A 24,013-nucleotide genomic window follows, 5' to 3' on the forward strand; every position below is an offset into this window, starting at 1 on the left:
GTCGTCGTGACCCCGCCACTGGACACCGAGCGCTGTTATCGCGCCGTCGCCGGACGCGATGCCCGCTTCGACGGCTGGTTCTTCACCGCCGTGCACACCACCGGCATCTACTGCCGCCCGTCGTGCCCGGCGCGCACTCCCCTGGCACGCAACGTCACCTTCTTCACGACCGCTGCCGCTGCCCAGGGCGCCGGGTTCCGCGCCTGTCGTCGGTGCCGTCCCGACGCCGTCCCCGGGTCGCCGGAGTGGGACGTCCGCGCCGACATCGTCGCCCGCGCCATGCGGCTGATCGCCGACGGCGAGGTCGAGCGCTCCGGGGTACCGGGTCTGGCCGCCCGGCTCGGTTACTCGGAGCGCCAGCTGCACCGCCTGCTGGTCGGCGAGCTCGGGGTCGGGCCGCTGGCCTTGGCCCGTGCGCAGCGAGCGCAGACCGCGCGGATCCTCGTCGAGACCACGGACCTGCCGATGGCCGACGTCGCCTTCGCGGCCGGGTTCGCCAGCATCCGGCAGTTCAACGACACCGTCCGCGAGGTGTTCGCGACCACTCCCACCGAGCTGCGCCGGAAGAGCGCGGGCGCCACCGGCGCGGCCCCCGGGTGGCTCACCCTGCGCCTGGCCGCCCGCGCGCCCTACGAGGCGGCCGAGGTCCTGCTCTTCCTCGGCGCGCACGCCGTCCCCGGGCTCGAGGAGTGGGACGGGACGACGTTCTCCCGCGTGCTCGACCTGCCGCACGGGCCGGCGGTCGTGCGGCTCTCCCCCGCTCCCGACGGCGGCGCGGCCGTCACCGCCCGGCTGCGCCTCGCCGAGCTGCGCGACCTGGGTCCGGCCGTGACCCGCTGCCGCCGGATGCTCGACCTGGACGCCGACCCGGCCGCCGTCGACGACGTCCTGGGCGCCGACCCCGCCCTCGCTCCGCTGGTGGCCGCCGCTCCGGGACGGCGAGTGCCCGCCTCCCCGGACGCCGACGAGCTGGCGATCCGCGCCGTCCTCGGTCAGCAAGTGTCGGTCGCCGGCGCCCGCACGCTCACGACGCGCCTGCTGTCGGCCGGCGCTCCCCTGGCCGAGCCGGTCGGCACGCTCACCCATGCCTTCCCCCGGGCCGCCGCACTGACCGACGCCGACCTGAGCGCCGTCGGTCTGACCGGTGCCAGGCGCCGCACGGTCTCGGCGCTGGCGACCGCGCTCGCCTCCGGCGACATCGCCCTCGACCCGGGCGCCGACCGCGAGGAGGCCGGCCGGGCGCTGCTCGCCGTCCCCGGTATCGGCCCGTGGACGGCGGCGCTGGTCGGGCTCCGCGGCCTCGCCGACCCCGACGTCTGGCTGCCCGGTGATCTGGCACTCCGGAGGTCGCTGGCCGCCCTCGGCAGCTCCGACGCCGATGCTGCCCTTCGCTGGCGGCCCTGGCGGTCCTACGCCGTCCTGCACCTCTGGGCGCTCGCCGTGCCGTCCCTCTTCACCCGTCCGACCACACCCCTCACCCGCCCGACCACCCCCGCACCCGAACTCCAGAGGAGCGCCTGATGACCATCCCGACCCTGGCCCGGCACGCCACCGTTCCCACTCCACCCGGTCCCTTCACCGTCGTCGTCGACACCGATGCCGGCGGGCGGGACGTCGTGATCGCCAGCGGCTGGACCGCCGACGTCGCCGACCTCCTGCCGGTCGTGCACACCTCACTCCGCCCCGCGGGCAGCGAGTTCGTCGACCACCTGCCGGTGCTCGACCAGGTGGAGAAGTTCTTCGCCGGCGATGTCACGGCCATCGACGACGTCGTCGTCCGCCAGCGGTCGGGCCCCTTCCTCCAGGAGGCCTGGGACGTGCTCCGGACGGTGCCCGCCGGACGGCCCGACACCTACGCCGCCTTCGCCGCCCGCTGCGGGCGGCCGGCCGCGATCCGCGCGGCGGCCAACGCCTGCGCCCGCAACGCGGCGGCGCTGTTCGTCCCCTGCCACCGGGTGCTGGGGTCCGACGGCGGCCTCGGCGGCTTCCGCTGGGGCACGCCGGTCAAGCGGTGGCTGCTCGACCACGAAGCGGCCCACGCCCCCGTCCACGCCTGATCCTTCTGAGGCATCGGAAGCTCCCCCCACCGGAGCGCCTGCGAGCAGGGGTAGGGCTTCCACTGCCTCGAGGGCGGAAGTGTCGGACCCGTCCGGCAGGCTCGCCAACCATGGACGCCGCTTCCCTGCTCACCGGTCTCCTCCTGGGCGCGCTGCTGGCCACCGCCGTCACCCTCGGGGTGGTCACGCTGCTGTCCCGTCGCCGCCCTGAGGGCGCCGGCCTGGAACCGGTGCACGAGTCGCTGGACCACCTGCACCGGCTGCTGGCCGGCATGGAGCGCGCCCGTGCCACCGCGCACGGCGAGCTGCGCGAGCAGATGGGCACCGTCGGCCAGGCCTCGGCTCAGCTCACGCACGAGACGGCGGCCCTGGTCACCGCCCTGCGCACCCCGCACGTGCGCGGCCGCTGGGGCGAGGTGCAGCTGCGCCGGGTCGTCGAGGTCGCGGGGTTGGTCGAGCACTGCGACTTCGTCGAGCAGCCGGGGGGCACCAACGACGAGGGCGCCGGCGTCCGGCCCGACCTGATCGTGACCCTCGCCGACGGCCGTCAGGTGATCGTCGACGCGAAGGTGCCGTTCACCGGCTACATCGAGGCGGTCCAGGCCACCGATCAGGGCGTGCGCGACCAGCGGGTCGCGATGCACGCCCGCCAGCTGCGGGCCCACGTCGACCAGCTGGCCGCCCGTCGTTATCCGACCGCCTTCCGGCCGGCAGCACCGTTCACCGTGCTCTTCGTGCCCTCCGACGGCTTCCTGATGACGGCGTTGGAAGCCGAGCCGGGCCTGCTCGAGTACGGCTTCTCCCGCGACGTCGTGCTCGCCACCCCGAGCACCCTGCTGGCACTGCTGCGCACCGTCGCGTACTCCTGGCGGCAGGAGCGACTGGCCCGCGACGCCGACCAGGTGCTGGAGGTCGGTCGCCGGCTGCACGCCCGGCTGAGCACCCTGTCGGGCCACCTCACCCGCCTCGGCTCCGCTCTGGGCACGACGATGACCCGCTTCAACGAGACCGTCGGCTCCTACGAGCGATCGGTCCTGACGGCGGCTCGCCGGTTCGACGACCTGGGCATCGCCGACAGCCCCGTGCCGACGCCCGAGCCACTCGAGGCCACGGTCCGCAGCCTGCGTCCGGCCGAGCCGGCGTTCGACGACGATCGGCAGCAGAGCCGGGACGGCACGACCGGCTGAGAGGCCGCCGCCGGCGTCGGCGCAGCCGTCCCGCCGGTCCCACCCACACCGTTGGCCGGCCCCGCAGCGCCGTCGCAGCGCAACTCGGCGCCGTCCTGCACCTCAGTCGGGGTCTCGGTCGTTACCGTGGTCGCGGAAGGTTCGGCCACCGGGGCCGGCCACGGTGACACGGGGACGGAGGAGCGCCATGGCCACTGCAGACGCATGGTCTCGGAGCGGGGCCCGGCCCGGTCGAGCGCCGGTCCCCGCTGATTCCCGGTCCGGCCGTCCGGTGAGCGCGGACCGGCCCCAGCGCGCCTCCCGGCCGCCGTCGTCCCGCCGCAGTGCGGAGCCGCCGCTCCGTCCGAGGGCGGACCGTCCGCGCGGCCGCGTGGACGAGGACTACGTCGACGCCCCCGCGAGGCAGCCCCGGAGCACGGCGGGCGCGACACGCAGTCGCGAAGCCGGCACGTCGGCCGGGCGCGGCGGCCGGGTTCGCGGAGCCGTCGCCGTCATCGGCATGTTCCTGGTGACTCTCGCGGGCGCCGGGATCGACTCGTTCGTCGGCATGGGCCTGGGCCTGGTGACCTTGGTCGCGCTGGTCGGCGTCACCGCGCTGGCCGCTCTCGTCGCGCGTCGTCGCGACCTCGCGTCCGTCGTCGTCGCGCCGCCGCTCGTCTTCGTCACCGTGGCGCTCGTGAACATCGGCCTCGCACCGTCGGCGAGCTTCAACCTGCCCACGATCGCGACGCTGCTGGTGCGCGGCTTCCCGACCATGGGGATCGCGACGGCCGTGGCCCTCGTGCTGGCCCTGGTCCGCCTGGCCGCCCGGCGCTGAGCGCAGCCGGCAGCAACGGCGTGTCCCGCCGGAGCGCGCCCTCGCACCGCCGTCCTACCTCACTGTGCAGGGTCCTCCCCCGCGGTCGACGATGAGGGAGGACCCATGGTGATCAGGGAACCTGATCACCATGGTCAGTCGCCGGCGGTCTGCGCGGCCTTCTCGGCGCGGCGGAGCTCGTGCGGCAGGGCGAAGACCAGTCGCTCCTCGGCGGCCTTCACCGTCTCGACGTCGGCGTAGCCGCGCTCGGCCAGCCAGTCGAGGACCTCGCTCACCAGGACCTCGGGTACCGACGCGCCGCTGGTGACCCCGACGGTGCCCACGCCCTCGAGCCAGGCCGGGTCGATCTCGGCGGCGAAGTCGACCAGGTGCGAGTCGCGGGCGCCGGCCTCCAGCGCCACCTCGACCAGCCGCACCGAGTTCGAGCTGTTCGTGGAGCCGACGACGAGCACGAGATCGCAGTCGGCGGCCATCTGCTTCACGGCCTGCTGACGGTTCTGGGTGGCGTAGCAGATGTCGTCGCTCGGCGGTGACTGCAGCCCGGGGAACCGGTTCTTCAGCTGGTCGACCGTCGCCAGCGTCTCGTCGACCGACAGCGTCGTCTGGGACAGCCACACGACCTTCTCCGGGTCGCGCACCTGGACGTTGGCCACGTCCTCGGGACCGTCCACCAGCTGGACGTGGGCCGGCGCCTCACCTGCGGTGCCCTCGACCTCTTCGTGGCCGCGGTGACCGATCAGCAGGATGTCGTAGTCGTCGCGGGCGAAGCGCTTGGCCTCCTGGTGCACCTTCGTCACCAGCGGGCAGGTCGCGTCGATGGTGCGCAGCTGCCGGCCGGCCGCCTCCTCGTGCACCGCCGGCGACACCCCGTGCGCGCTGAAGACGACGACCGACCCCTCGGGCACCTCATCGGTCTCCTCGACGAAGATCGCCCCGCGTCGCTCCAGCGTCGCCACCACGTGCTTGTTGTGGACGATCTGCTTGCGGACGTAGACGGGGGCGCCGTGGATCTCCAGGGCCCGCTCGACGGCCACCACCGCCCGATCGACGCCGGCGCAGTAGCCCCGGGGATCGGCCAGCAGGACGCGTCCGCGCTGATCAGCCATGCACCCATGGTAAGTGGGTTCCGCCCGAGGCTCCCCGTTCCGCGGGGTGGGACCGGACACGGCCACCTCCCCGGGTGGATCTGCACACATCGCGTGTCGGGCCGCAGGATGTGGGGCACGCTGTGCGCATGGCTCGAGAGATCCCTGAGGTTGTCCGCGCTGCCGCCGGTCTGGCAGCCACCGTCGTGGACGAGGCGCGCAAGCTTCCGGAGACGCTGCCGGGCCTCCCGGTGCGACTCATCGGCATGGCCATGCAGCACGCGATGAAGGTGCAGCAGCAGTACGCCGGCCTGGTCGCCCGCGGCGACGAGCTGTTCACCGGCCTGCGCGGCGAGAACGAGCCCGGGCTCGCCACCTTCGACGACGACGACGTCGAGCCGGCCACCGTCACCCGGCCGTCCAACGGCTACCGCGAGTCCGCCTTCGACCGCGCGGGTGACTCGTTCCCCCTCGACGAGACGCTCACCGACGACGAGGTCCGGACGCTGCCCGCCGACCCGCCTGCCGATGCCGTCACCGCCGTCGTCGACGAGCTCGCCGATCAGGTGGAGACCGGCCAGCAGTCGATCGAGGAGCTGACCGAGGAGGCCCCGGCCATCGAGGAGATCCTCGACGAGATCGCGATCGACGAGCTGGTCGACCAGGCGCCCACCCTCGAGGAGACCAGCCCCGACGCGCCCGCCCTCTCCCTGGTCCAGGACACCCCGGCCACCGAGGACGCCGCAGCGCTGGAGTCCGCCCTGCTGGAGTCCGACGACTCCGCCGCCGCGACCGCCGAGCCCGACCAGACCCCGGACGTGGCCACCAGCGTCGACGTCCTCACCCCGGACGGTGAGATCGCCACCGTCGACGCGGCCGTCACCGACGAGGGCATCGCGGCGCCGGAGACGCCCGCCGCCGAAGCCGCGGCGCCGGAGGCTCCCGCCGCTGAGGCGGAGGGACGCACGACGACCAAGCCCCGCAAGGCCGCGAAGGCGAGCTCCGGCAAGGGCGCCAAGGCAGGGAAGCGCGCCGAGGCGACCGACACCGCTGCCACGGAGACCAACGCCGGGCCGGCGAGGGCCACGGACGAGAGCGGGTCCGACGTCGCCGCCGCCACCGGTGTCCGCACCGACGTGGGCGCGAGCGACACCTCCGCGGAGGACAGCGCCATCGCCGAGGGCGCGGCCGTCGACGCGGTGGGCGAGACGTCCGCCGCCCCGACCGACGACCCGCAGGGCGCCAGCGAGCTCTCCGGGTCCCAGGCCGCCGGCACGGCACCGATCGACGGCTACGACGGGTTCTCCATCGCCCAGTTGCGCGGCCGCCTCCGGGGCTACGCGCTCAGCACGGTGCAGGACCTCCTTGCCTACGAGGAGGCGACGCGGGCCCGTGAGCCGTACGTGCGGCTGCTGCGCAACCGCCTGGAGAAGCTCGAGCAGCAGGCGGTCGAGTCCAGCCCACTGGCCCCCCGCGGCGCATGATCCGTCGGAGGCTGATGGCACGCTCGGGGGTGTGACCGCCCCCTCCTCCCCCGAGGCGCCCTGGCCGGTCCGCACCGTCGCGCGCAAGATCGCCGACTGGATCGGCCGCCTCGGTGAGGTCTGGGTCGAGGGGCAGGTCGCCCAGCTCTCCCGCCGCGGTGGGGCGGCGACCGTCTTCCTCACCCTGCGGGACCCGGCCGCGGATCTGTCCGTGCCGGTCACCTGTCACCGCGACGTCGCCGAGCGCCCCGGCCTGGAGCTGACCGAGGGCGCCCGCGTGATCGTGCGGGCGCGCCCCGACTACTACGTCGCCAGGGGCTCGTTCTCGCTGCGGGCCACCGAGATCCGCGCGGTCGGCCTCGGTGAGCTGCTGGCCCGCATCGAGCGCATCCGTCGGCTGCTGGCGGCCGAGGGCCTCTTCGACGCCGCCCGCAAGCGCCCCCTCCCCTTCGCCCCCGCCGTGGTCGGCGTCATCACCGGCCGGGACAGCGCCGCCGAACGCGACGTCCTGGTGACGGCGCGGCGGCGGTGGCCGGCGATCCGCTTCGAGATGTTCAACTGCGCCGTCCAGGGCCCGCAGGCCGCGGCCAACGTGATCGAGGGCCTGCGCCGGCTCGATGCCGACCACGCGGTCGAGGTCATCGTGATCGCCCGTGGCGGCGGCTCGGTCGAGGACCTGCTGCCCTTCTCCGACGAGGGTCTCGTGCGCGCCATCGCCGCGACCCGCACGCCGGTCGTCACGGCGGTCGGCCACGAGACGGACACCACGCTGGTCGACCACGTCGCCGACGTCCGTGCCGCGACGCCCACGGACGCCGCCCACCGCGTGGTGCCGGAGATCGGCGAGCAGCGCCGTCTCGTCGACGGGTTGCGCTCCCGGGCCCGCCAGGTGCTCACCGGCCGGGTCGAGCAGCAGGAGCGATGGCTGGAGTCGATGCGGACCCGCCCGGTGCTGGCCTCACCCGATCGGCTGCTGCACGGGCGGGAGGAGGACGTCGTCTCCCTCCGGACCCGCGCCCGCCGGACCCTGGCGCACCGGGTCGACGGGGCCGGGCGCGACCTCGAGCACGCCCGCGCCCGGGTGGCGGCCCTGTCCCCCGCTGCCACCCTCGAGCGCGGGTACGCCGTCCTCCAGAAGGCCGACGGATCGCTGGTCCGCGACCCGGCGGAGGTCACCGACGGAGAGCGACTCCGCGTCCGGGTCGCCGACGGCCGGATCCCCGTGCGGGTCGAGCTGCCCGGCGACGGGGAGGATGAGCGACCGTGACCGAGAACGCCGAGCCGACGACCACCTACGAGCAGGCCCGCGAGGAGCTCGCCGACGTCGTCCGCCGGCTCGAGGCCGGCGGCCTGACGCTCGAGGAGTCACTGGCGCTCTGGGAGCGCGGTGAGGAGCTGGCGAAGCTCTGCCAGCACTGGCTGGACCGGGCCAGGGAGCGGCTGGCCGCGGCCGCGCCGGCGGACGACGCCGACCGGTCCTGACCGGCGCCGTCCGCGCGGACGTCAGGCGGCCCGGGAGAGCCCGCCGTCGGCGGTGACCACCAGACCGGCCGCGGCCATCGCCGCGATGATCCGGTCGGCGCGCCGGCGCAGGAGGCCCGACATCCGCAGGTCGTCCGGCCGGTGGTCGGTGGCGTCGGGAGCCAGCGGATCACCCGGCCCGTCGTAGAGGCAGCGGGCGAGAGCGTCACGCACGTCCGGCGGCACGAGAGGCCGCGGCTCGGTTCCGGGTGCTCGGCTCATGACACGGGTCACCATCCCGCAGGCACACGAGCCGCCCGAGGACGGGGGTCGGTGGTCGCCGCCGGGGCAGTAGGCACGAGGGGGCATCGAGGCTCCTCCGAGGGAGTGCGAGGTCACTCGCGTGGCTGGTGTGGCGGAAGCGTCCCGGAAGCCGGCGCGAGCCGACACGCGACGCACCCGTCAGACACCATGTCGTGATGTTCGACACAGGATCGTCATCCTGCTGCCGCCCCGGCACCGCCGGTCAACCCGTGTAGGGCGCCACCGACTCCGCCATGACCTGCAGTTCCTCGTCGGACGCCGAGCCGCTCACCAGGACGGTGACCCCGTCGGCCTCCCGCCACAGCGCCGTCTCGCCGTCCACCGTCGTCGACCGGGCCCAGCTCCGGCCGGCGAGCTCGACCGTCCCCTGCTCCTCCGCGCCGTCGAGGACCGCGGCCACCGGATCGGCGGCCCGGTCGTCGCTCACCACGAACCCGGCGAACTCCTCCTCCGGCGTCAGGTAGCCGATCTGAAGGGTGACCGGGTCGCCCTCCCCCGCGTCGCCGGCGTCGGTGCGGGCACTGGTCGGGCGGTAGCCCTCGTCCAGACCGGTCGGGACCAGCAGCTCGTAGCCGGCCCGCGCGGCGGCGAGCTGGACCGCCGATGACGGGTCGACCGTGCGCACACCGACGTCCGGACTCGAGCGGAATGCCTGCCACCCGACGATGAGCAGGCAGATGACCACCAGGGGCAGCAGCGACCGCACCATGTTGGCCGCATTCATCCGGTTCGCCCGCTCGACGGCCGGCGACACCGGCGGTGTCGCCGGCTCCGCGGGGTCGGGTGCGTGCTCGCTCGTCGGGCCGGCTCCGGTCATGCACCTAGGATCGCAGCAACGTTCTTCCGCCTCGCCGCCCATGGCCCCGTCCCGGGCCCCGCCCTGAGCTTGCGAAGGGTGGGAAGGACGGGGTCCTTCTCCAGGAGGTCCCCGTGTCGCTGCCCGTTCCCGAAGGCCCCCTCCCCACGAGCCATGGCTTCAGCACCGACCGGCCCGCCCCCGACCGCAACCTCGCCCTGGAGCTCGTCCGGGTGACCGAGGCGGCGGCCATGGCGGCCGGGCGCTGGGTGGGACGTGGTGACAAGAACGGCGGCGACGGCGCCGCGGTCGACGCCATGCGCGCCCTCATCGGCACGGTGAGCATGCGAGGCGTCGTCGTCATCGGCGAGGGCGAGAAGGACGAAGCGCCGATGCTCTACAACGGCGAGCAGGTCGGCGACGGGCAGGGGCCGGAGTGCGACGTCGCCGTCGACCCGATCGACGGCACCACCCTGATGGCCAAGGGCATGCCCAACGCCATCGCCGTCATGGCCGTGGCCGAGCGCGGGGCGATGTACGACCCGTCGGCGGTCTTCTACATGGAGAAGCTGGCCACCGGCCCCGCCGCTGCCGACGTCGTCGACATCACCGCCCCGGTCGCCGAGAACATCCGGCGGATCGCCAAGGCGAAGAAGAGCTCTCGGGGCGACGTCACCGTGTGCATCCTCGACCGCCCGCGCCACGAGCAGCTCGTCCACGAGGTGCGCGAGGCGGGCGCCCGCATCACGTTCATCACCGACGGCGACGTCGCCGGCGCGATCGCCGCCGCCCGCGAGGGCACCGGCGTGGACCTGCTGCTCGGCATCGGGGGGACGCCCGAGGGGATCATCGCGGCCTGCGCGCTCAAGTGCATGGGCGGGTCGCTGCAGGGCAAGCTATGGCCCAAGGACGACGACGAGCGGCAGAAGGCGATCGACGCCGGGCACGACCTCGACCGGGTGCTGCACATCGACGACCTGGTCCGCGGTGACGTCTTCTTCGTGGCCACGGGCATCACCGACGGCGAGCTGCTCCGCGGCGTCCGCTACAGCTCCGGCGGCTGCACCACGCAGTCGCTGGTGATGCGGTCGAGGTCGGGGACGATCCGCTCGATCGACAGCCTGCACTCGCTGGAGAAGCTGCGCGCCTACTCCGCGGTGCCCTTCGACCGGGAGGACGGGCAGGGCTAGGGCCGGGCCCCCCGGCAGGGCGCGATCAGTCGGTCGGGAAGGTCACCGTGCAGAGGATGCCCGTGCCGACCGGCTGCCGGCCTGCGCACGTGTCGCCGTAGTCCTCGTAGGCCGAGTCGAAGTCGGACTCCAGGAACAGCGAGTCGCAGGCGTCCATGTCGCCGCCGTAGCAGTCCTGGGCATAGCCGTCCAGCAGCGGGTCGTTCCCGAGTCCCTCCGGTGTCACGGTGGGCGGCGGAATCTCCCCGGACGGCTCGGACTCGGTCGGGGCGGAGGACGGGCGGGAGCTCGAGGGGCTGCTGCGCTCGGAAGTGGAGGGGCTGGCCTCGCTGCTGCTGGCGCTCGAGGTCGAGACGGCGGCGGTGGAGCCGCCGCCCTCGTCGCGCAGCAGCAACCACAGGGCTACACCTACGGCGGCCAGCACCACCACGCCCGCGACCGCCAGGGCGACCAGCGTGCTCTTGTTGCTCTTCGGCGGCTGCCCACCGGGCGGGCCCCACTGCTGGCCGGGCTGCCCGTACTGGCCATAGGGCTGCTGCCCGTAGCCGGGCTGCCCGTACGGCGGCTGCCCGTACGGCGGCAGCTGCCCGTACGGCGGCGGCTGACCCGGCTGCTGCCCGTAGGGCTGCTGTTGGCCGTAGGGCTGCTGCTGGCCGTAGCCCGGCTGACCGAACTGCCGCGTCTGGTCGCGCTGCCCCTCGCCACCCGGAGGACCGAACTGTCGGGTGGGCTCGTCGGCACCGTTCGGCGGGTTCCACCCCGGCCGGCCAGGATGCTCTCCACCAGGCTCGTTGCCGCCCTGCGGCGGGTACGGCGGCTGGGACATGGGCACTCCTCGAGGCGGCGACGGGATCAGCGCTCGTGGATGGTAGGGCCCGGAGCCCCGCCGCCACAGCCGGCGCTGCTCGCGCCAATTCCCGGGGCACCCGCCTGGGCTACTCCAGCTCGGTGCAGCTCATGACGGTGTACTCCTTCACCCGGCCACCGCAGGTGGTCGCGTAGGTCTCGTAGTCCGACATCGGGGGCGACTCGTACAGGAGGTCATCGCACGCCTGCAGCGCCCCGTCGAAGCACAGCTGGGCGTAGTCGTCGAGGACGGGATCGGGCCCCAAGTCCTCCGGCGGCACGGGCGGGAACTGCTCAGAGGTCGGAACCGGTCCACTCGGGAACCCCAGGTCCTCGGGGAAGGCACCCATCGCCTCCTCCATCGCCTGTCTGGTCCCGTCGACGATGCCCCGCTCGACGGCGGATCCCACTCGCTCGGCCATCTCCTGGCCGATGTCCTCGGCGCTGGCGGTGAACAGCGCCGTGACCACGAGGCCGGAGCCGACCACTCCGATCAGCAATCCGGCCACGGCCACCAGCGCGAGCAGGAGCGTCCCCGTCGGCCGCGCGGGAGCGGCCGCATGCGGACCGGAGGCCTGGGAACCGGCGACCGGCCCGCCAGGAGGGACGGGCGGCGCCCAGGACGGCGCCCAGGACGGCGCCCAGGACGGCGTTGGCGGCGGCGCCCAACCCGAGGGGTCCGACCGCGTCGCCGCCTCGGCCGAGGACTGAGCGGAGGGCTGACCCGACGGCTGCGGGGACGACGGCGCCGGACCGTCCACGGGCGGGGTGGGCGGTTGCGACAAGGGAACTCCTCGGCTCGATGCGTGCGGCCGGCAGGGTCCCGCCGTCGCCGCCGTCATCGGCTCCCCGGGACCGGACCGGAACCGCACGTCCACCCGCTGATGTCTAGGGTCCCTTGCGGAGCACTGTCACCATCCACCACACCCGGGAGCGCAGCGTGGCCCCTCAGCAGGACGGCACCGAGTACCGCATCGAACACGACTCCATGGGGGAGGTCCGCGTTCCGGCCTGGGCGAAGTGGCGGGCCCAGACCCAGCGCGCCGTCGAGAACTTCCCGATCTCGGGAACCCCCATCGAACGGGAGCTCATCGGTGCGCTGGCCGCGATCAAGGGTGCCGCCGCCACGGTGAACGCCGACCTCGGGGTGCTCGACCGCGAGATCGCCGCCGCCGTCGCCGAGGCCGCCACGCGCGTGGCCACCGGAGAGTTCGACGAGCACTTCCCGATCGACGTCTTCCAGACCGGTTCGGGGACGTCGAGCAACATGAACACCAACGAGGTCATCGCCACCCTCGCCACCGAGGCGCTCGGCCGGCCCGTGCACCCGAACGACCACGTCAACGCATCGCAGTCGTCCAACGATGTCTTCCCGTCGGCGATCCACATCGCCGCCACCCGCGCCATCGTCGTGACGCTGATCCCGGCGCTGCAGCACCTCGAGGCCTCCCTGGAGCGCAAGGCCGAGGAGTTCGCCGAGGTCGTCAAGAGCGGCCGGACCCACCTGATGGACGCCACCCCGGTCACCCTGGGCCAGGAGTTCGGCGGCTACGCGGCAGCCGTCCGCTACGGCGTCGAGCGCCTGCAGGCCTCGCTCCCCCGGGTCGGCGAGCTGCCGCTGGGCGGCACAGCGGTGGGCACCGGCATCAACACCCCGCCCGGCTTCGCCGCCGCCATCATCGAGATGCTCGCCGCCGACATGGACCTGCCGCTCTCGGAGGCGCGCAACCACTTCGAGGCGCAGAGCTCGCGGGACGCGCTGGTGGAGGCCTCGGGCCAGCTCAAGACCATCGCCGTCGGCCTGGTGAAGATCGCCAACGACCTGCGCTGGATGGGTTCGGGCCCGCGGACCGGGCTCGGCGAGATCTTCCTCCCCGACCTCCAGCCGGGCAGCTCGATCATGCCGGGCAAGGTGAACCCGGTGATCCCGGAGGCGACCATCCAGGTCGCCGCCCAGGTCATCGGCAACGACGCCGCCGTCACCTTCGCCGGGACGACGGGCAACTTCGAGCTCAACGTGACCCTGCCGCTGATGGCCCGCAACGTGCTGGAGTCCATCCGCCTGCTGGCCAACGTCAGCCGCATCCTGGCCGACCGGACCGTCGACGGCATCACCGCCAACGTGGACCGGTGCCGCGAGCTGGCCGAGTCCTCGCCCTCGATCGTGACGCCGCTGAACAAGTACATCGGCTACGAGGAAGCGGCGATCGTGGCCAAGCAGTCGCTGAAGGAGCAGAAGACGATCCGCCAGGTCGTCCTGGAGCGCGGCTACGTGGAGCAGGGCAAGCTCACCGAGCAGCAGCTCGACGAGGCTCTCGACGTCCTCTCGATGACCCACCCGTGACGAAGGGGGCGGGCGGTCCGGTGTCGCGTCCAGCGCGGGACACCACGGCCTGCCCGCCCGAGGGTCGGGCCCAGCGGCGGCGCCCGGGGTCACTGCGGAGCCGGCACCTGCCGATTCAGTGAGACGTGGACGGGGACCGGCCTCGCCCGTAGCGCTGGAGGCTGAGCCGTGCACCGTCCCCCGGACCACTCACCCGGAGTCATCGCCGAGAACCGGCGACACTACGAACTCCTGGTCGAGATGGCCCGGCACTACGCCGGGCAGGGCGACGTGGAACACACGCTCCGGGCGGCGATGCTGGCCGGCAACTACGCCTGGCTCGCTCCGGTGGGTCTGCTGAGCGATCTACGCCTCGAGCGCACCGTGGTCCGCGCCGTCCGGGGTTCGGGCCGGGTCGAGGTCGACGGCGAGCGCCGCCGGGGACGGATCCTGCACGTCCTGTCCGAGGCCTACTCCATCGGTGGTCACACCCGGCTGGTGTGGCGGTGGATGAACCTGGACGAGCGCACCAGCGACGTCGTCCTGACCAACCAGCTCGGTCCGGTACCCGACCGCCTCGTCGAGTCGGTGCGCGACGCGGGCGGTGACCTGCACGACCTGCGATCGACCGCCCACGACCTCCTGGACCGGGCCCGCGCACTCCGCCAGCACATGGACCGGGCGGATCTCGTCGTCCTGCACGTGCACCCCTACGACGCCGTCGCGCTCGCCGCCGTCAACCTGCCCGGCGTCCGTCCGCCCGTGGTGTACGAGAACCATGCCGACCTCTCGTTCTGGCTCGGCGTCGCCGGCGCTGATCTGCTGTGCGACCTGCGCACCCATGCCCGCGAGCTCGACGTCGAACTGCGCCGCGTGCCCGACGCGCGGATCGGCGTGCTGCCCATGCCGGTCGAGGCGATGACGTCGTCCCCGGGCGACGCGCTGCGCCGCGAACTCGGCATCCGCCCCGACGCCGTCGTGGCCCTGACCGTCAGCGACAACTGGAAGGTGGCCGCCTGCTGGGGTCGCGGGATGCACCACGTGCTCGACCGCGTCCTGCACTGGTCCCCTCAGCTGAGCTTCGTGCTCGTCGGCGTCACGCCCGACGCGAACTGGGACCGCCTGAGCAAGCGCTACCCCGGACGGGTCTTCGTGGTGGGGAGGGTGCCCGACTCTGCCCCGTACTTCGCCCTCGGCGACATCTACCTCGAGTCCTACCCGACCCGAGCCGGGACGACGCCGCTGGAGGCGGCCATGCTCGGTCTGCCGGTCGTCGCGCTGGCCGACGCCCCCGAGGGGGATCCTGCGCGCATCTTCCAGACGTGCTCTCCCGGACTCGACGAGCGCCCCGTCGCGACCACCCCCGAGCAGTTCGCCGTGGCCGTGCGCCGCCTCGCCGTCGACCCCGAGCTGAGGCGGTCGGAGGGGGCCGACGCCCGGGCCGGGGTGCTCGCGGTGCACGACGGATCCGGATGGCGCTCGCGGCTGGAGTCCCTGTACGAGCAGGCACGCTCTCTCCCGGCCGGCAGCATCGACGAGCTGGGGGATTCGCCCACGGACGACCGGTACGGCGCCCTGTTGCTCAGCGCGTTCTCCCCGGCTCCGGCCAGCCCCGATCCTCGACGCATGGCCGGGCCCCTCGGGACCCTGTTCGACGCCACGATGGAGTCGGACCTGAGCGCGGCGCTCATCCGCGAGGTGGACTCTCCGATCCTCGCCCGTGTGGCACAGGGGTGGCAGGACCACCCGGCATGGACGAGCCGGTTGCTCGCGCTCGCTGCCGTCCACCCGCGTCTGAGGGTGAGCCTGCCGTTCGTCGCGGACGACGACGTGCAGGGGACGCGCAGCGTCGCCTGCCTGACCGCACTGCTCGCCGACGTGGGGCAGACCCCGGACGACTGCGGCGACATCGGGCTGGAGAGCCACGCGCCACACAGCACCGTCACGGTGCCCGGGGAACTGACGCCGACGGACGAGGCCCTCGACCGGGTCGAGCGGCTGGTGTCCTCACCGCTGTTGGGCGGCGTCCTTTCGGCGACCGCCCACGCCCAGGAACTGCAGCCGCTCGCCGTGTGAGGGTCGCTCGCCGGCCGATAGGGGCCTAACGTCTCCCCGTGATGAGTGAGACAGATCGCGCACCCGTAGTCGGCTCCGCCGACGTGGCCCTGCGCTACCCCGGTGGAGAACTACCCCTTCCCGTCGTCGAGGCGTCCGAGGGCGCCGACGGCTTCGACACGAGCAAGCTGCTGGCGACGACCGGCAAGGTCGCCCTCGACATCGGCTTCGTGAACACGGCCTCCTGCACCTCGGCGATCACCTACATCGACGGTGACGCCGGGATCCTGCGCTACCGCGGCTATCCGATCGACCAGCTCGCCGGGCAGTCGAGCTTCCTCGAGGTCACCTACCTGCTGATCTACGGCGAACTGCCCACCGCCGACCAGCTCGGCGCGTTCGACCAGCGGATCCGCCGGCACACCCTCCTGCACGAGGACCTCAAGCAGTTCTTCAAGGGCTTCCCGCGGGACGCGCACCCGATGCCGGTGCTCTCCTCCGCGGTCAGCGCGCTGTCGACCTTCTACCAGGACTCGCTCGACCCGTTCGACGAGGAGCAGGTGGAGATCTCCACGCTGCGCCTGATCGCGAAGCTGCCGACCATCGCCGCCTACGCGTACAAGAAGTCGGTCGGTCAGCCGTTCCTGTACCCGGACAACTCCTGCGGGTTGGTGGAGAACTTCCTGCGGATGACGTTCGGCTTCCCGGCCGAGCCCTACGAGCAGGACCCCGACCTGGTCAAGGCGCTGGACATGCTGTTCATCCTGCACGCCGACCACGAGCAGAACTGCTCCACGTCGACCGTGCGCCTGGTGGGCAGCTCGCACGCCAACCTGTTCGCCTCGGTCTCGGCCGGCATCAACGCGCTCTTCGGCCCGCTGCACGGCGGCGCGAACCAGTCGGTGCTGGAGATGCTGGAGGCCATCCAGCGCGACGGCGGGAACATCCCGCGCTTCGTCGAGCGGGTGAAGAACAAGGAGCCCGGCGTCAAGCTGATGGGCTTCGGCCACCGCGTCTACAAGAACTACGACCCGCGCGCGGCGATCGTGAAGTCCACCGCGGACACCGTGCTGGACAAGCTGGGTGGCAACAACGAGCTGCTCGACCTGGCCCGCCAGCTCGAGGAGATCGCGCTGGAGGACGAGTTCTTCATCCAGCGCAAGCTCTACCCGAACGTCGACTTCTACACCGGCCTGATCTACCGGGCGATGGGCTTCCCGACCCGGATGTTCACGGTGCTGTTCGCGCTGGGCCGGCTGCCCGGCTGGATCGCGCAGTGGCGCGAGATGATCGCCGACCCGTCCACCAAGATCGGCCGTCCGCGACAGCTCTACACCGGCGAGACGGAGCGGAACTTCGTCCCGCTGGCGCAGCGCTGACCTGACCGCCCGGCACTCCGGCGCCATCGGGCCGGGCAGCCTTCCCACCTGGGAGGGCTGCCCGGCCCGATCCCTGCCCGCCGACGCCGCCCCCTACGGTGGGGGCGCCCACCGAGGGCAGCGCACCCCAGGAGGACCGTGATGACCGAGCCGCCGTCGGGCGACGACGTCCTCGTCGTGCCTCCGATCCCCCTCGCCAGCGGCAGCATGCTGGAGCCGGACGGCGACGGTCCGCCGGTCCGCATCAGCAAGGTCGAGGTCGTCGTCTCCACCGAGGACGGCGGCGAGCTGCGCATCCCCCTGACCCATCGCCACGGCGCCTGGTGGGCGCCCTGACCCCTCCCCCGCACGGGTCACCGACGCCGTCCCCCCGGAAGGTTCACCCTCACCCCGAGGGGTGAAGCGCCCGCACACCCCCGTTCAGCGATCCCCCTCGGCACGTCGATACGAGGTCAGAACGCTTCGGCTGCACCCGCAGCCGGAGCAGGCCACGGAACGACGAGACCGCCGGGGGACGCTGCAGTGCCTGCATCGCGCACGTCTCCCCGTCCCGGGGGCCCCGCCCGGCCGGTCCCCAGCGCCCGCGAGGCGCAGGCGCTCCGCGAGGCGCTCGCACTGCGCTCGGCGCTCGCCGCCGGCCAGCCCCTCACGCCCGCACAGGCCGCCGCCCTCCGCACCGCGACCGGTGCCGCCGTGCGCACCGCTCCGGGCGCTGCCCGGACGACCGGCCGCTCCCCCGCCCGCCGTCCTGCCGCGGCGCGGTCGACGACCCAGCGCCCGACGACCCAGCGCCCGACGACCCAGCGCCCGGCGACCCGCCCCGCCCGGCGGAAGCCCACTCGGTCCCCCGACCGGACCGGGGCGAGCTGGTCCGTCCGTCTCCGGGTGGTCGCACTGGGCACGCTCCTGATGCCGGTCGTGGCCACCCTGGTGCTGCCCGGCACCGACGGCACCGGACCGGGCGAGGGCCCCAGCGACACCATGGCCCTCGCTCTCACCGCACAGAGCTCGCTGCTCCAGGACGCCGGGCACTACCGGCAGCTGGAACAGGAGGTGGCCCAGCGACGCACCGAGCTGCAGCAGGCGCGCCAGACCGAGCAGGCAGCCCTGGAACAGGTGCAGGCGCAGCAGCAGACGATCGGCGCGACGGCGGCGGAGCGCTACCGGGCCACCCCCCAGCAGCGCCATCCCCTCCTGGGTCTCAGCGTGCGCGACGGGGACGCCACCGCCGGCGCCCTCCTCGGGCAGGCGGTGGCCGATGGCGCCGACCTCGCCCTGGCCGGTGACATCGTCCGCGCCGAGCGCGCCACCGTGTCCCTCGCCGTCGCCGGCAGCCGCGTCGCGCAGGCGCGGTCGGCCGTCGCGGCCGCCCGCGCCCGCGCCGACGCCGTCCTCGCGACGGTGCGGTCGGCCGTCGGCGACCTGACCCCGGAGATCACCTCGGCGCTCGCCGGCCTGGGCGTGGTGCCGGTCGCCGGGCCTCAGCAGGCGCGCAACGAGCAGGCGGTGGCCCGCTGGCAGCACTACCTCGCCCAGGTGAGCGGCGCCGGCATCGAGCTTCCCACTGCGGCGCAGATCGCCGACCCCACGAACCTCCCCGGCGGCTTGTCCCCCGCCCTCGACGCGTCCGGTCAGCCGATCCCCGGGGTCGTCTGGGCGATCGTCGGCAGCAGCCCCGTCACGGTGCTGCCGGCCGAGACGGTCGCGGCGGTCAGCAGCGCGCTGTCCCAGCTGGGCAAGCCCTACGTCCCGGGCGCCAGCGGCCCCGACACCTACGACTGCGGCGGCTTCACCTCGGCGTCCTGGCTGCTGGCCGGCTACGCCGTCCCGGCGCCCCCGCAGGACCAGTGGGCGACCGGTGCGGCCGTCCCCCTCGCCGACGTGCAGGTCGGCGACCTGGTGTACGCGCCGGGTGGGCAGGACGTCGGCATCTATCTCGGCGACGGTGAGGTCATCGCGGCCTCGGCGGGCACCTACCAGGTGTCGGTGCGTCCCATGACCGCCGGATCGTCGGCGACGCGCGTGACTCTGCCGGCGCCGGCGCAGGCCAACGCGCCGCTGCCCGTGGCCGAGGCCGGAGCCTGTGGCGCGGCCCTGCCGCCGCCGGGCGAGCGCACGGCGGCCTGGGGTGGCTGGAGCAACGGTCAGATCCCGGGCGACGCCCTGTGCCGGCTCGGCGTCCACCGGCACGCCTTGCGCTGCGACGCCGCGGCGTCCTACGGGCAGCTCGACGCCGCCTACGCGGCCGCGTTCGGCACCCGGCTGTGCATCACCGACTCCTACCGCTCCCTCGGCGGGCAGGTCTCGGCGTTCGCCCGCAAGCCGAAGCTGGCGGCAGTGCCCGGGACGTCGAACCACGGCTGGGCCCTGGCGGTCGACCTGTGCGGCGGGATCAACGTCGCTGGCTCGGCGCAGTGGACCTGGATGACGGCCAACGCCGCACGGTTCGGATTCGTCCAGCCGGCCTGGGCCTCCCCCGGCGGGGAGAAGCCGGAGCCGTGGCACTGGGAGTACGGCTACATCAGCTGACCGGGCGGCCGGCAGGCCTCAGAGCCACGACAGGTCGGCGAGGCGCGACCAGGCGAGCGTGACGCTCGCCTCCGTCGTCTCACCCGCCAGGCGGGCCGCGACCGCCGGGCCCGCGCAGGCCACCGGCCGTCGCGGCGTGACGACGACGTGCATGTCGGTCAGGTCCAGTCCGGCAGCCTGGATCCGCTCGAGCATCCGGCGGGGTGCGACGAGCGCGGCGCTGGCGAGCACGGGGACCTCCGGGTGCGCCCAGAGCGCGACCGGCCCCTCCACCCGCAGGGTGAGCGGGACGTCGTGCGCCCGACCGGTGGCCGAGGCACGGGTGCGCCCGATCGTGTCGGCGTCCGCCGAGGACGACGGCGTCCACGGCAGGGCCAGCGCTCCCCGGCGGACGACGATGCGCCAGCCGACGGAGGTCTCGCTGCGGTCGGACCAGTCGAGGACGGCGATCCCGGTGGCTGCGGCGGCGGCGTCGGTGACCGGCCGGTGGGCCACCCAGGAGACGAGCGCGGCGGCGATGCCCTCGTGCGTCGGGGACACCCCGGCACGCGTCATGTCGTCGGCGAGCTCGCCGAGGTGGGTCCGCACCCGCCGCTCGTCCTCCTCGAGCACGACCAGCGACCCGGCGCCGGAGCGCTGGACGACGTGGAGTCGGAGGCGGGAGGTGGTCAGCGCCGGCAGCACCGTGTCGGCCACCTCGCGGAGGTCCGCGACGCCGATGCGCACCGGTCGCAGCCGCTGCAGGAGACCGGCGGAGCCGCCGAAACGGGTGTCGGTCATTCGCCGGCACTCCCGTCGAGCAGCGCGCGGATTGGGTCCGGCAGCTCGGTCAGCGACAGGACGCTCGCCAGCTCGGCCGCGCTCAGCCGCACCGGCAGCACGTCGGAGTCCCAGCCGGTGGCCCGCCGGACCCGCGCCGCCGACGCCGGCCAGACAGCGTCGCGGGCGGCGGCGACGTGGAGCTCGGTGAGGACGTCCTCGAGGTGGAGAGCGGCGACGGGATGGACCGGCCGACTCGTCAAGGCCTGACGCACCGTCGTGGCCAGTTGCGTCCGCTGATCGGCGGCGAGCCAGTGCGGGACGAGGATCTCGACCCCGGACTCGCCGGCCGGGAGGGCGCTCATTCCGGGTACCCGTGGCCGGCGGGTCGCCGTCCGGCACCGTCCGGCACCGCGGCGACGCGGTGGCGGGTGCGGCTGCGGGGCGTCACGTGGTGGATATCGGCAGCCCGGCACCCGGACGGACCCCTGCGGGCAGCATTTCCCGCCGTCGACCGGTGGTGGCACCGTTCGACGCCAGGTCGGCTCCCGCGTTCCCCGTCCGTGGCCGTCAGCCCGCGCGCCGTTCCGTTCGATGATCAGGGTTCCTGATCATCGAGGGTCCTCCCTCACCGTCGACGATCCTGCTGGCCAATTCGTCAGGCGGCCAGGGCGAGGTCGAGGCGGGTCAGGTGGCTGGTGCGGGTTCGGTCCAGAGGGTGTCCGTTCCAGTAGGCGCTCAGGCGGATCAGATTGAGCGCGACGGCGGAGAACACGTGTTGCAGCCTGGTTTTGGGCAGGCCGCGGTAGCGGGCGTAGCGCAGGTTGGTGACCGCCAGGCCTTGACCGATGGTGCCCTCGATGCCGGCTCGGGCGGCGTAGCGGGTTCGCCAGTCGAAGGTGCTCTGTTCGGCTCGGGCGGCCTGCTGGGCCTGGTAGACCTCGCGGGGTGGCACGGCGAGCTGGCGGCCGATCCCGTGGGACAGCGTCGAACGGGTGCACTGCTGTCGGACCGGGCAGGGGCGGCAGGTGTCGGCGGTGAATCCAATCTTGATCTTTTCGGTGCCGCGCTGGGCGCGGGTCGGGGTCCACCAGGTGCTGGTCTGACCCTGGGGGCAGCGGGCCTGCCGGGCGTCGAAGTCGAGGGTGAACGCGGTTCGGTCGTAGCCGGTCCCGTCGCGGGCCTGCCGGGACTGGTCGGCGCGCAGCGGACTGACCAGCGTGACGTCCCACCGGCGGGCGGTCTGGAGCACTGCTGCGACCGAGGGATAACCGGAATCGAGCAGATGCTCGCCGGGCAGCAGAGTCCGCTGCGCGAGCGTGGCATGGATCGGCTCGACCATCGCCGAGTCCGGCACCGACGCGTCGGTGGTGGTCACCGAGACGATGAGGTTCGGCCGCTGCCCGACCGTCTCCTCGGGCGGGTGCTGGGCCGGGTGCTGGGCTGGCGGGTCGCAGGTCTCGGTCAGGTGCACCTTGTAGCCGTTCCAGATCAGGTCTGCGCCCTTGGCCGCCCATCGGGCGTCAGGGTCATACGGCGAGCTGATCCGCACTCTGCCCGGCGGGAGACCGTCGGCCGCCTCCCGCATCCTGATCACCTCCCGCCCGCTGGTGTCGGTGCCGAGCACATAGTTCTGCACCAGCACCCGGCGCAGCACATCCACGGCGGGCAGCTCGCGCAGCCAGCCCGGTGCCTGCTCGGCGTACACCGCGCGCAGCAGCCTCAGCGCATCCCGGCCGAAGTCGCCGGCCAGGTCGGCCCGCTTGGCCTTGGAGGCCGGCAGCCGCCAGCTGTCGACCCGGGCGCCGTAGCGGTGCGCCCAGTCGGCGACGTCCACGACGCCGGCCAACCAGCCCGGTGCCGCCGCCGCCAGCGCCTCGACGGCCGCGCGCACGCTCTCCCCGGCCAGCTCCAGCCGGTTGAGGTCGCGCACCGCCGAGATCACGTGCGTGGAGTCGGTGCGCTGACGCCCGCGGGGGGTCACCAGCCCCTCGGCCTTCAACACCTCCAGCAGCAACTCCAACACGCGCTGCTCCAGGTTGTGCGCGAGCACCCGGGCTCGGAACTCCGCCAGCACCGAGGCGTCGAACCCCTCCTCATCCAGCCCCAGCCCCAACGCGTACTTCCACGAGATCTTGTCCCGCACCGCCTCGGCGGCCTGCCGATCGGTCAGGTTCTCAGCCATCTGCAACACCGTGATCAGCGCCAGCCGACCCGGTGACCACCCCGGCCGGCCGCGCACGCCGAACGCCTCGGTGAACTCTCGGTCCGGGAACAACTCACCGAGCCGATCCCGAATCGTCACCGGCAACGGCGACTCCCGCCGCCGATAGGCCGCTCGCACCGCGGCGGCCACCTCCGGTGCCGGCTCCGGCCATGACTGCGGCTGCACACACATCAGCACCACCCCACGGCCGGGAGAACGGGGGAAGACCGGCCGCCGGACCATCAAACCCCGGCCACCTGGCAACACAACACGCCAACCAAGATCACTAGGCCGCGCTGAATTGGCCAGCAGGATCGTCGACGGCGAGGGAGGACCCTGGATCACGAGGTAGGACGGCGGCGCTACCCGGGATCACGCTGCGTCGACTGCCCCGCCCGGCTCGTCGGTGGGCACGGCCCGGAAGCGGCGTGGCCCGACATAGGGAGCCGCCAGCAGGCCGCCGATACGTGCTGCCATCTCCGGCCACGGCGGGCCGAGATCGTCGTTCACGACGCGGACGACGCGTACCCCGACCGCGCGCATCCGGTCCTCCCGGCGCTTCTCCTTCCACAGCACCTCGCCAGGCGAGGATGCGTACTGCGGATCGGTGTACTTCACCTGCCCGTCGAATTCGATGGCGACCGCCGCGTCCTCGTACCAGGCATCCACACGGCCGACGAATCCTGCGGCGTCATGGATCTCGACCTGCAACTCCGGCCGCGGAAGTCCGGATGCCAGCAGGGCGAGGCGTCCCCGAGTCTCCAGCGGTGACTCCGCTCGCCCATCGGACAGGTTGAGTGCCCGAGCCGCCTGGGCGATGCCGACCCGGTGAGTCCCGCCGAGCACGGCCCGGACCAGCTCCGCGCGGGTGGCCTTCTCCTCGTACAACGCCGCGTCCATGGCGACGACGGCGTCGGTCAGCGACCACTCACGGGCACAGTCCACCAGGGTGCGAGGCACCGACATCGCCCCGAACATCAACCACGGTTCGGTCTCGTCAGCGGTCATGGTCGCCTGGGCCACGCGGTACCCGCGTCCCCGGCGCCACTGGTCGACAGCCGTGACCCGCACCTCCGACGAGTGGCGCCAGGGAAGGGTCAGCTCGTGCAGCCGTGCCGCGGAGGCGTGGCTCAGCACAGGTCCTGGACCGAGGCTCAGCAGCACTGCCACGCAATCGATCAGGTGTCGCTCCCGGGTGTCCATCGACACCAGGCCGTCCGTGCCGATGTAGATGCCCTTCCGGAGTCGCGACCACCGCCGGCTGCGGAGCTCGGCGCGGATGTCCTCCACCCGGTACCCGACCCTCAACGCCTCCTGGCTGGTGAACACGCCGAGGCGACCGGCGGCGACAGCACTCAGCTCCGGATGCACGTCGGGAAGTCTCGCGGGGGACGCGGCACTGCGGGTCGCCTCGACGCCGGCTGTGGACAACCGGCGTCCTACCTCGCGGTTCTGGGTCCTCCCCCGCGGTCGACGGCGAGGGAGGACCCCGTTGGGTCAGGGAACCTGATCGTC

22 protein-coding genes are annotated in these 24,013 nt (G+C 73.5%); 13 read left to right on the forward strand and 9 right to left on the reverse strand.

All coding sequences use genetic code 11. The features are described from left to right. Positions 1-6 precede the first annotated feature (6 nt). From FHU33_RS20220 to FHU33_RS20235, 4 genes are all read left to right on the forward strand, one after another. On the forward strand, positions 7-1,521 hold the full coding sequence (locus tag FHU33_RS20220) for an AlkA N-terminal domain-containing protein (RefSeq protein ID WP_281281689.1): 1,515 nt from the start codon (positions 7-9) through the stop codon (positions 1,519-1,521). Then, a complete protein-coding gene (locus FHU33_RS20225) occupies positions 1,521-2,057 on the forward strand; it encodes a methylated-DNA--[protein]-cysteine S-methyltransferase (protein WP_142027417.1) in 537 nt (178 codons plus the stop codon). The genes FHU33_RS20220 and FHU33_RS20225 overlap by 1 nt, the downstream gene beginning before the upstream one ends. A gap of 110 nt (positions 2,058-2,167) precedes the next feature. Beyond that, the gene (locus FHU33_RS20230) at positions 2,168-3,244 is read left to right on the forward strand and encodes a DNA recombination protein RmuC (RefSeq protein ID WP_142027418.1); all 1,077 of its coding nucleotides are present in this window, start codon (positions 2,168-2,170) and stop codon (positions 3,242-3,244) included. Positions 3,245-3,614: 370 nt separating this feature from the next. After that, positions 3,615-4,061 carry a DUF6542 domain-containing protein gene (locus FHU33_RS20235; RefSeq protein WP_142027419.1) on the forward strand — a complete coding sequence of 149 codons (447 nt, stop codon included), beginning with the start codon at positions 3,615-3,617 and terminating at the stop codon, positions 4,059-4,061. 134 nt (positions 4,062-4,195) lie between these two features. On the opposite strand, the gene FHU33_RS20240 is transcribed toward FHU33_RS20235, so the two are convergent. After that, a complete protein-coding gene (locus FHU33_RS20240) occupies positions 4,196-5,167 on the reverse strand; it encodes a 4-hydroxy-3-methylbut-2-enyl diphosphate reductase (protein ID WP_142027420.1) in 972 nt (323 codons plus the stop codon). A 128-nt stretch (positions 5,168-5,295) separates the two neighbouring features. Here FHU33_RS20240 and FHU33_RS20245 point away from each other — a divergent pair, with 128 nt between their 5' ends. The 3 genes from FHU33_RS20245 to FHU33_RS20255 are packed head-to-tail and all read left to right on the forward strand — an operon-like array spanning position 5,296 to position 8,112. After that, positions 5,296-6,630 carry a hypothetical protein gene (locus FHU33_RS20245; RefSeq protein WP_142027421.1) on the forward strand — a complete coding sequence of 445 codons (1,335 nt, stop codon included), beginning with the start codon at positions 5,296-5,298 and terminating at the stop codon, positions 6,628-6,630. A 31-nt stretch (positions 6,631-6,661) separates the two neighbouring features. Beyond that, complete coding sequence (gene xseA / locus FHU33_RS20250) at positions 6,662-7,897, forward strand: exodeoxyribonuclease VII large subunit (protein ID WP_142027422.1); 1,236 nt, start codon at positions 6,662-6,664, stop codon at positions 7,895-7,897. Continuing rightward, positions 7,894-8,112, forward strand: coding sequence for an exodeoxyribonuclease VII small subunit (locus tag FHU33_RS20255; RefSeq protein WP_142027423.1), 219 nt, complete (start codon positions 7,894-7,896; stop codon positions 8,110-8,112). Before xseA ends, FHU33_RS20255 begins: the two co-directional genes overlap by 4 nt. 21 nt (positions 8,113-8,133) lie before the next feature. Here the strand turns inward: FHU33_RS20255 and FHU33_RS20260 are convergent, their stop codons facing one another. Together FHU33_RS20260 and FHU33_RS20265 are read right to left on the reverse strand one after the other, a co-directional pair. Then, positions 8,134-8,325, reverse strand: coding sequence for a hypothetical protein (locus tag FHU33_RS20260; protein ID WP_142027424.1), 192 nt, complete (start codon positions 8,323-8,325; stop codon positions 8,134-8,136). A gap of 292 nt (positions 8,326-8,617) precedes the next feature. Further along, positions 8,618-9,232: a DUF4245 domain-containing protein gene (locus FHU33_RS20265; protein ID WP_142027425.1), complete on the reverse strand. Its 615-nt coding sequence runs from the start codon at positions 9,230-9,232 to the stop codon at positions 8,618-8,620. 113 nt (positions 9,233-9,345) lie between these two features. On the opposite strand from FHU33_RS20265, the gene glpX reads away from it, so the two are divergent. Beyond that, entirely contained in the window at positions 9,346-10,401 is a 1,056-nt protein-coding gene (gene glpX, locus FHU33_RS20270) for a class II fructose-bisphosphatase (protein WP_211355292.1), read from the forward strand. Positions 10,402-10,426: 25 nt separating this feature from the next. Here glpX and FHU33_RS20275 read toward each other — a convergent pair whose 3' ends face one another. Further along, positions 10,427-11,227 (reverse strand): hypothetical protein, encoded by an 801-nt coding sequence (locus FHU33_RS20275; protein ID WP_142027426.1) that lies wholly within the window; start codon positions 11,225-11,227, stop codon positions 10,427-10,429. A gap of 109 nt (positions 11,228-11,336) precedes the next feature. After that, positions 11,337-11,762, reverse strand: coding sequence for a hypothetical protein (locus FHU33_RS20280; protein ID WP_142027427.1), 426 nt, complete (start codon positions 11,760-11,762; stop codon positions 11,337-11,339). A 425-nt stretch (positions 11,763-12,187) separates the two neighbouring features. On the opposite strand from FHU33_RS20280, the gene FHU33_RS20285 reads away from it, so the two are divergent. The 5 genes from FHU33_RS20285 to FHU33_RS20305 all read left to right on the forward strand — a co-directional run bounded on the left by FHU33_RS20285 (position 12,188) and on the right by FHU33_RS20305 (position 19,533). Then, positions 12,188-13,591 (forward strand): class II fumarate hydratase, encoded by a 1,404-nt coding sequence (locus FHU33_RS20285; protein ID WP_142027428.1) that lies wholly within the window; start codon positions 12,188-12,190, stop codon positions 13,589-13,591. Between the two features lie 168 nt (positions 13,592-13,759). Next, positions 13,760-15,646, forward strand: a complete 1,887-nt coding sequence (locus tag FHU33_RS20290; protein WP_142027429.1) for a glycosyltransferase — start codon at positions 13,760-13,762, stop codon at positions 15,644-15,646. A gap of 41 nt (positions 15,647-15,687) precedes the next feature. Beyond that, a complete protein-coding gene (locus FHU33_RS20295) occupies positions 15,688-17,004 on the forward strand; it encodes a citrate synthase (RefSeq protein ID WP_142027430.1) in 1,317 nt (438 codons plus the stop codon). A 141-nt stretch (positions 17,005-17,145) separates the two neighbouring features. After that, positions 17,146-17,340 carry a hypothetical protein gene (locus tag FHU33_RS20300; RefSeq protein ID WP_142027431.1) on the forward strand — a complete coding sequence of 65 codons (195 nt, stop codon included), beginning with the start codon at positions 17,146-17,148 and terminating at the stop codon, positions 17,338-17,340. Positions 17,341-17,526: 186 nt separating this feature from the next. After that, positions 17,527-19,533 (forward strand): NlpC/P60 family protein, encoded by a 2,007-nt coding sequence (locus FHU33_RS20305; protein ID WP_246064034.1) that lies wholly within the window; start codon positions 17,527-17,529, stop codon positions 19,531-19,533. Positions 19,534-19,551: 18 nt separating this feature from the next. On the opposite strand, the gene FHU33_RS20310 is transcribed toward FHU33_RS20305, so the two are convergent. From FHU33_RS20310 to FHU33_RS20325, 4 genes are all read right to left on the reverse strand, one after another. Then, positions 19,552-20,313, reverse strand: coding sequence for a hypothetical protein (locus FHU33_RS20310; protein WP_142027432.1), 762 nt, complete (start codon positions 20,311-20,313; stop codon positions 19,552-19,554). Beyond that, the gene (locus FHU33_RS20315; RefSeq protein WP_142027433.1) at positions 20,310-20,657 is read right to left on the reverse strand and encodes a hypothetical protein; all 348 of its coding nucleotides are present in this window, start codon (positions 20,655-20,657) and stop codon (positions 20,310-20,312) included. The genes FHU33_RS20310 and FHU33_RS20315 overlap by 4 nt, the downstream gene beginning before the upstream one ends. A 293-nt stretch (positions 20,658-20,950) precedes the next feature. Further along, positions 20,951-22,690, reverse strand: coding sequence for an IS1182 family transposase (locus tag FHU33_RS20320; RefSeq protein ID WP_142024161.1), 1,740 nt, complete (start codon positions 22,688-22,690; stop codon positions 20,951-20,953). Positions 22,691-22,870: 180 nt separating this feature from the next. After that, positions 22,871-23,869: a hypothetical protein gene (locus FHU33_RS20325; protein WP_246064036.1), complete on the reverse strand. Its 999-nt coding sequence runs from the start codon at positions 23,867-23,869 to the stop codon at positions 22,871-22,873. Between the last annotated feature and the right edge of the window lie 144 nt (positions 23,870-24,013).

This window comes from Blastococcus colisei (assembly GCF_006717095.1).
GTDB classification, from domain to species: Bacteria; Actinomycetota; Actinomycetes; order Mycobacteriales; family Geodermatophilaceae; genus Blastococcus_B; species Blastococcus_B colisei.

Excerpts from the sequence above, each read along its gene's own strand:
- FHU33_RS20225 (WP_142027417.1), top strand. The coding sequence starts at position 1,521 with ATGACCATCCCGACCCTGGCCCGGCACGCCACCGTTCCCACTCCACCC.
- FHU33_RS20230 (WP_142027418.1), top strand. The coding sequence starts at position 2,168 with ATGGACGCCGCTTCCCTGCTCACCGGTCTCCTCCTGGGCGCGCTGCTG.
- FHU33_RS20240 (WP_142027420.1), bottom strand. The coding sequence starts at position 5,167 with ATGGCTGATCAGCGCGGACGCGTCCTGCTGGCCGATCCCCGGGGCTAC.
- FHU33_RS20245 (WP_142027421.1), top strand. The coding sequence starts at position 5,296 with ATGGCTCGAGAGATCCCTGAGGTTGTCCGCGCTGCCGCCGGTCTGGCA.
- FHU33_RS20265 (WP_142027425.1), bottom strand. The coding sequence starts at position 9,232 with ATGACCGGAGCCGGCCCGACGAGCGAGCACGCACCCGACCCCGCGGAG.
- FHU33_RS20275 (WP_142027426.1), bottom strand. The coding sequence starts at position 11,227 with ATGTCCCAGCCGCCGTACCCGCCGCAGGGCGGCAACGAGCCTGGTGGA.
- FHU33_RS20295 (WP_142027430.1), top strand. The coding sequence starts at position 15,688 with ATGAGTGAGACAGATCGCGCACCCGTAGTCGGCTCCGCCGACGTGGCC.
- FHU33_RS20300 (WP_142027431.1), top strand. The coding sequence starts at position 17,146 with ATGACCGAGCCGCCGTCGGGCGACGACGTCCTCGTCGTGCCTCCGATC.
- FHU33_RS20310 (WP_142027432.1), bottom strand. The coding sequence starts at position 20,313 with ATGACCGACACCCGTTTCGGCGGCTCCGCCGGTCTCCTGCAGCGGCTG.
- FHU33_RS20315 (WP_142027433.1), bottom strand. The coding sequence starts at position 20,657 with ATGAGCGCCCTCCCGGCCGGCGAGTCCGGGGTCGAGATCCTCGTCCCG.
- FHU33_RS20320 (WP_142024161.1), bottom strand. The coding sequence starts at position 22,690 with ATGTGTGTGCAGCCGCAGTCATGGCCGGAGCCGGCACCGGAGGTGGCC.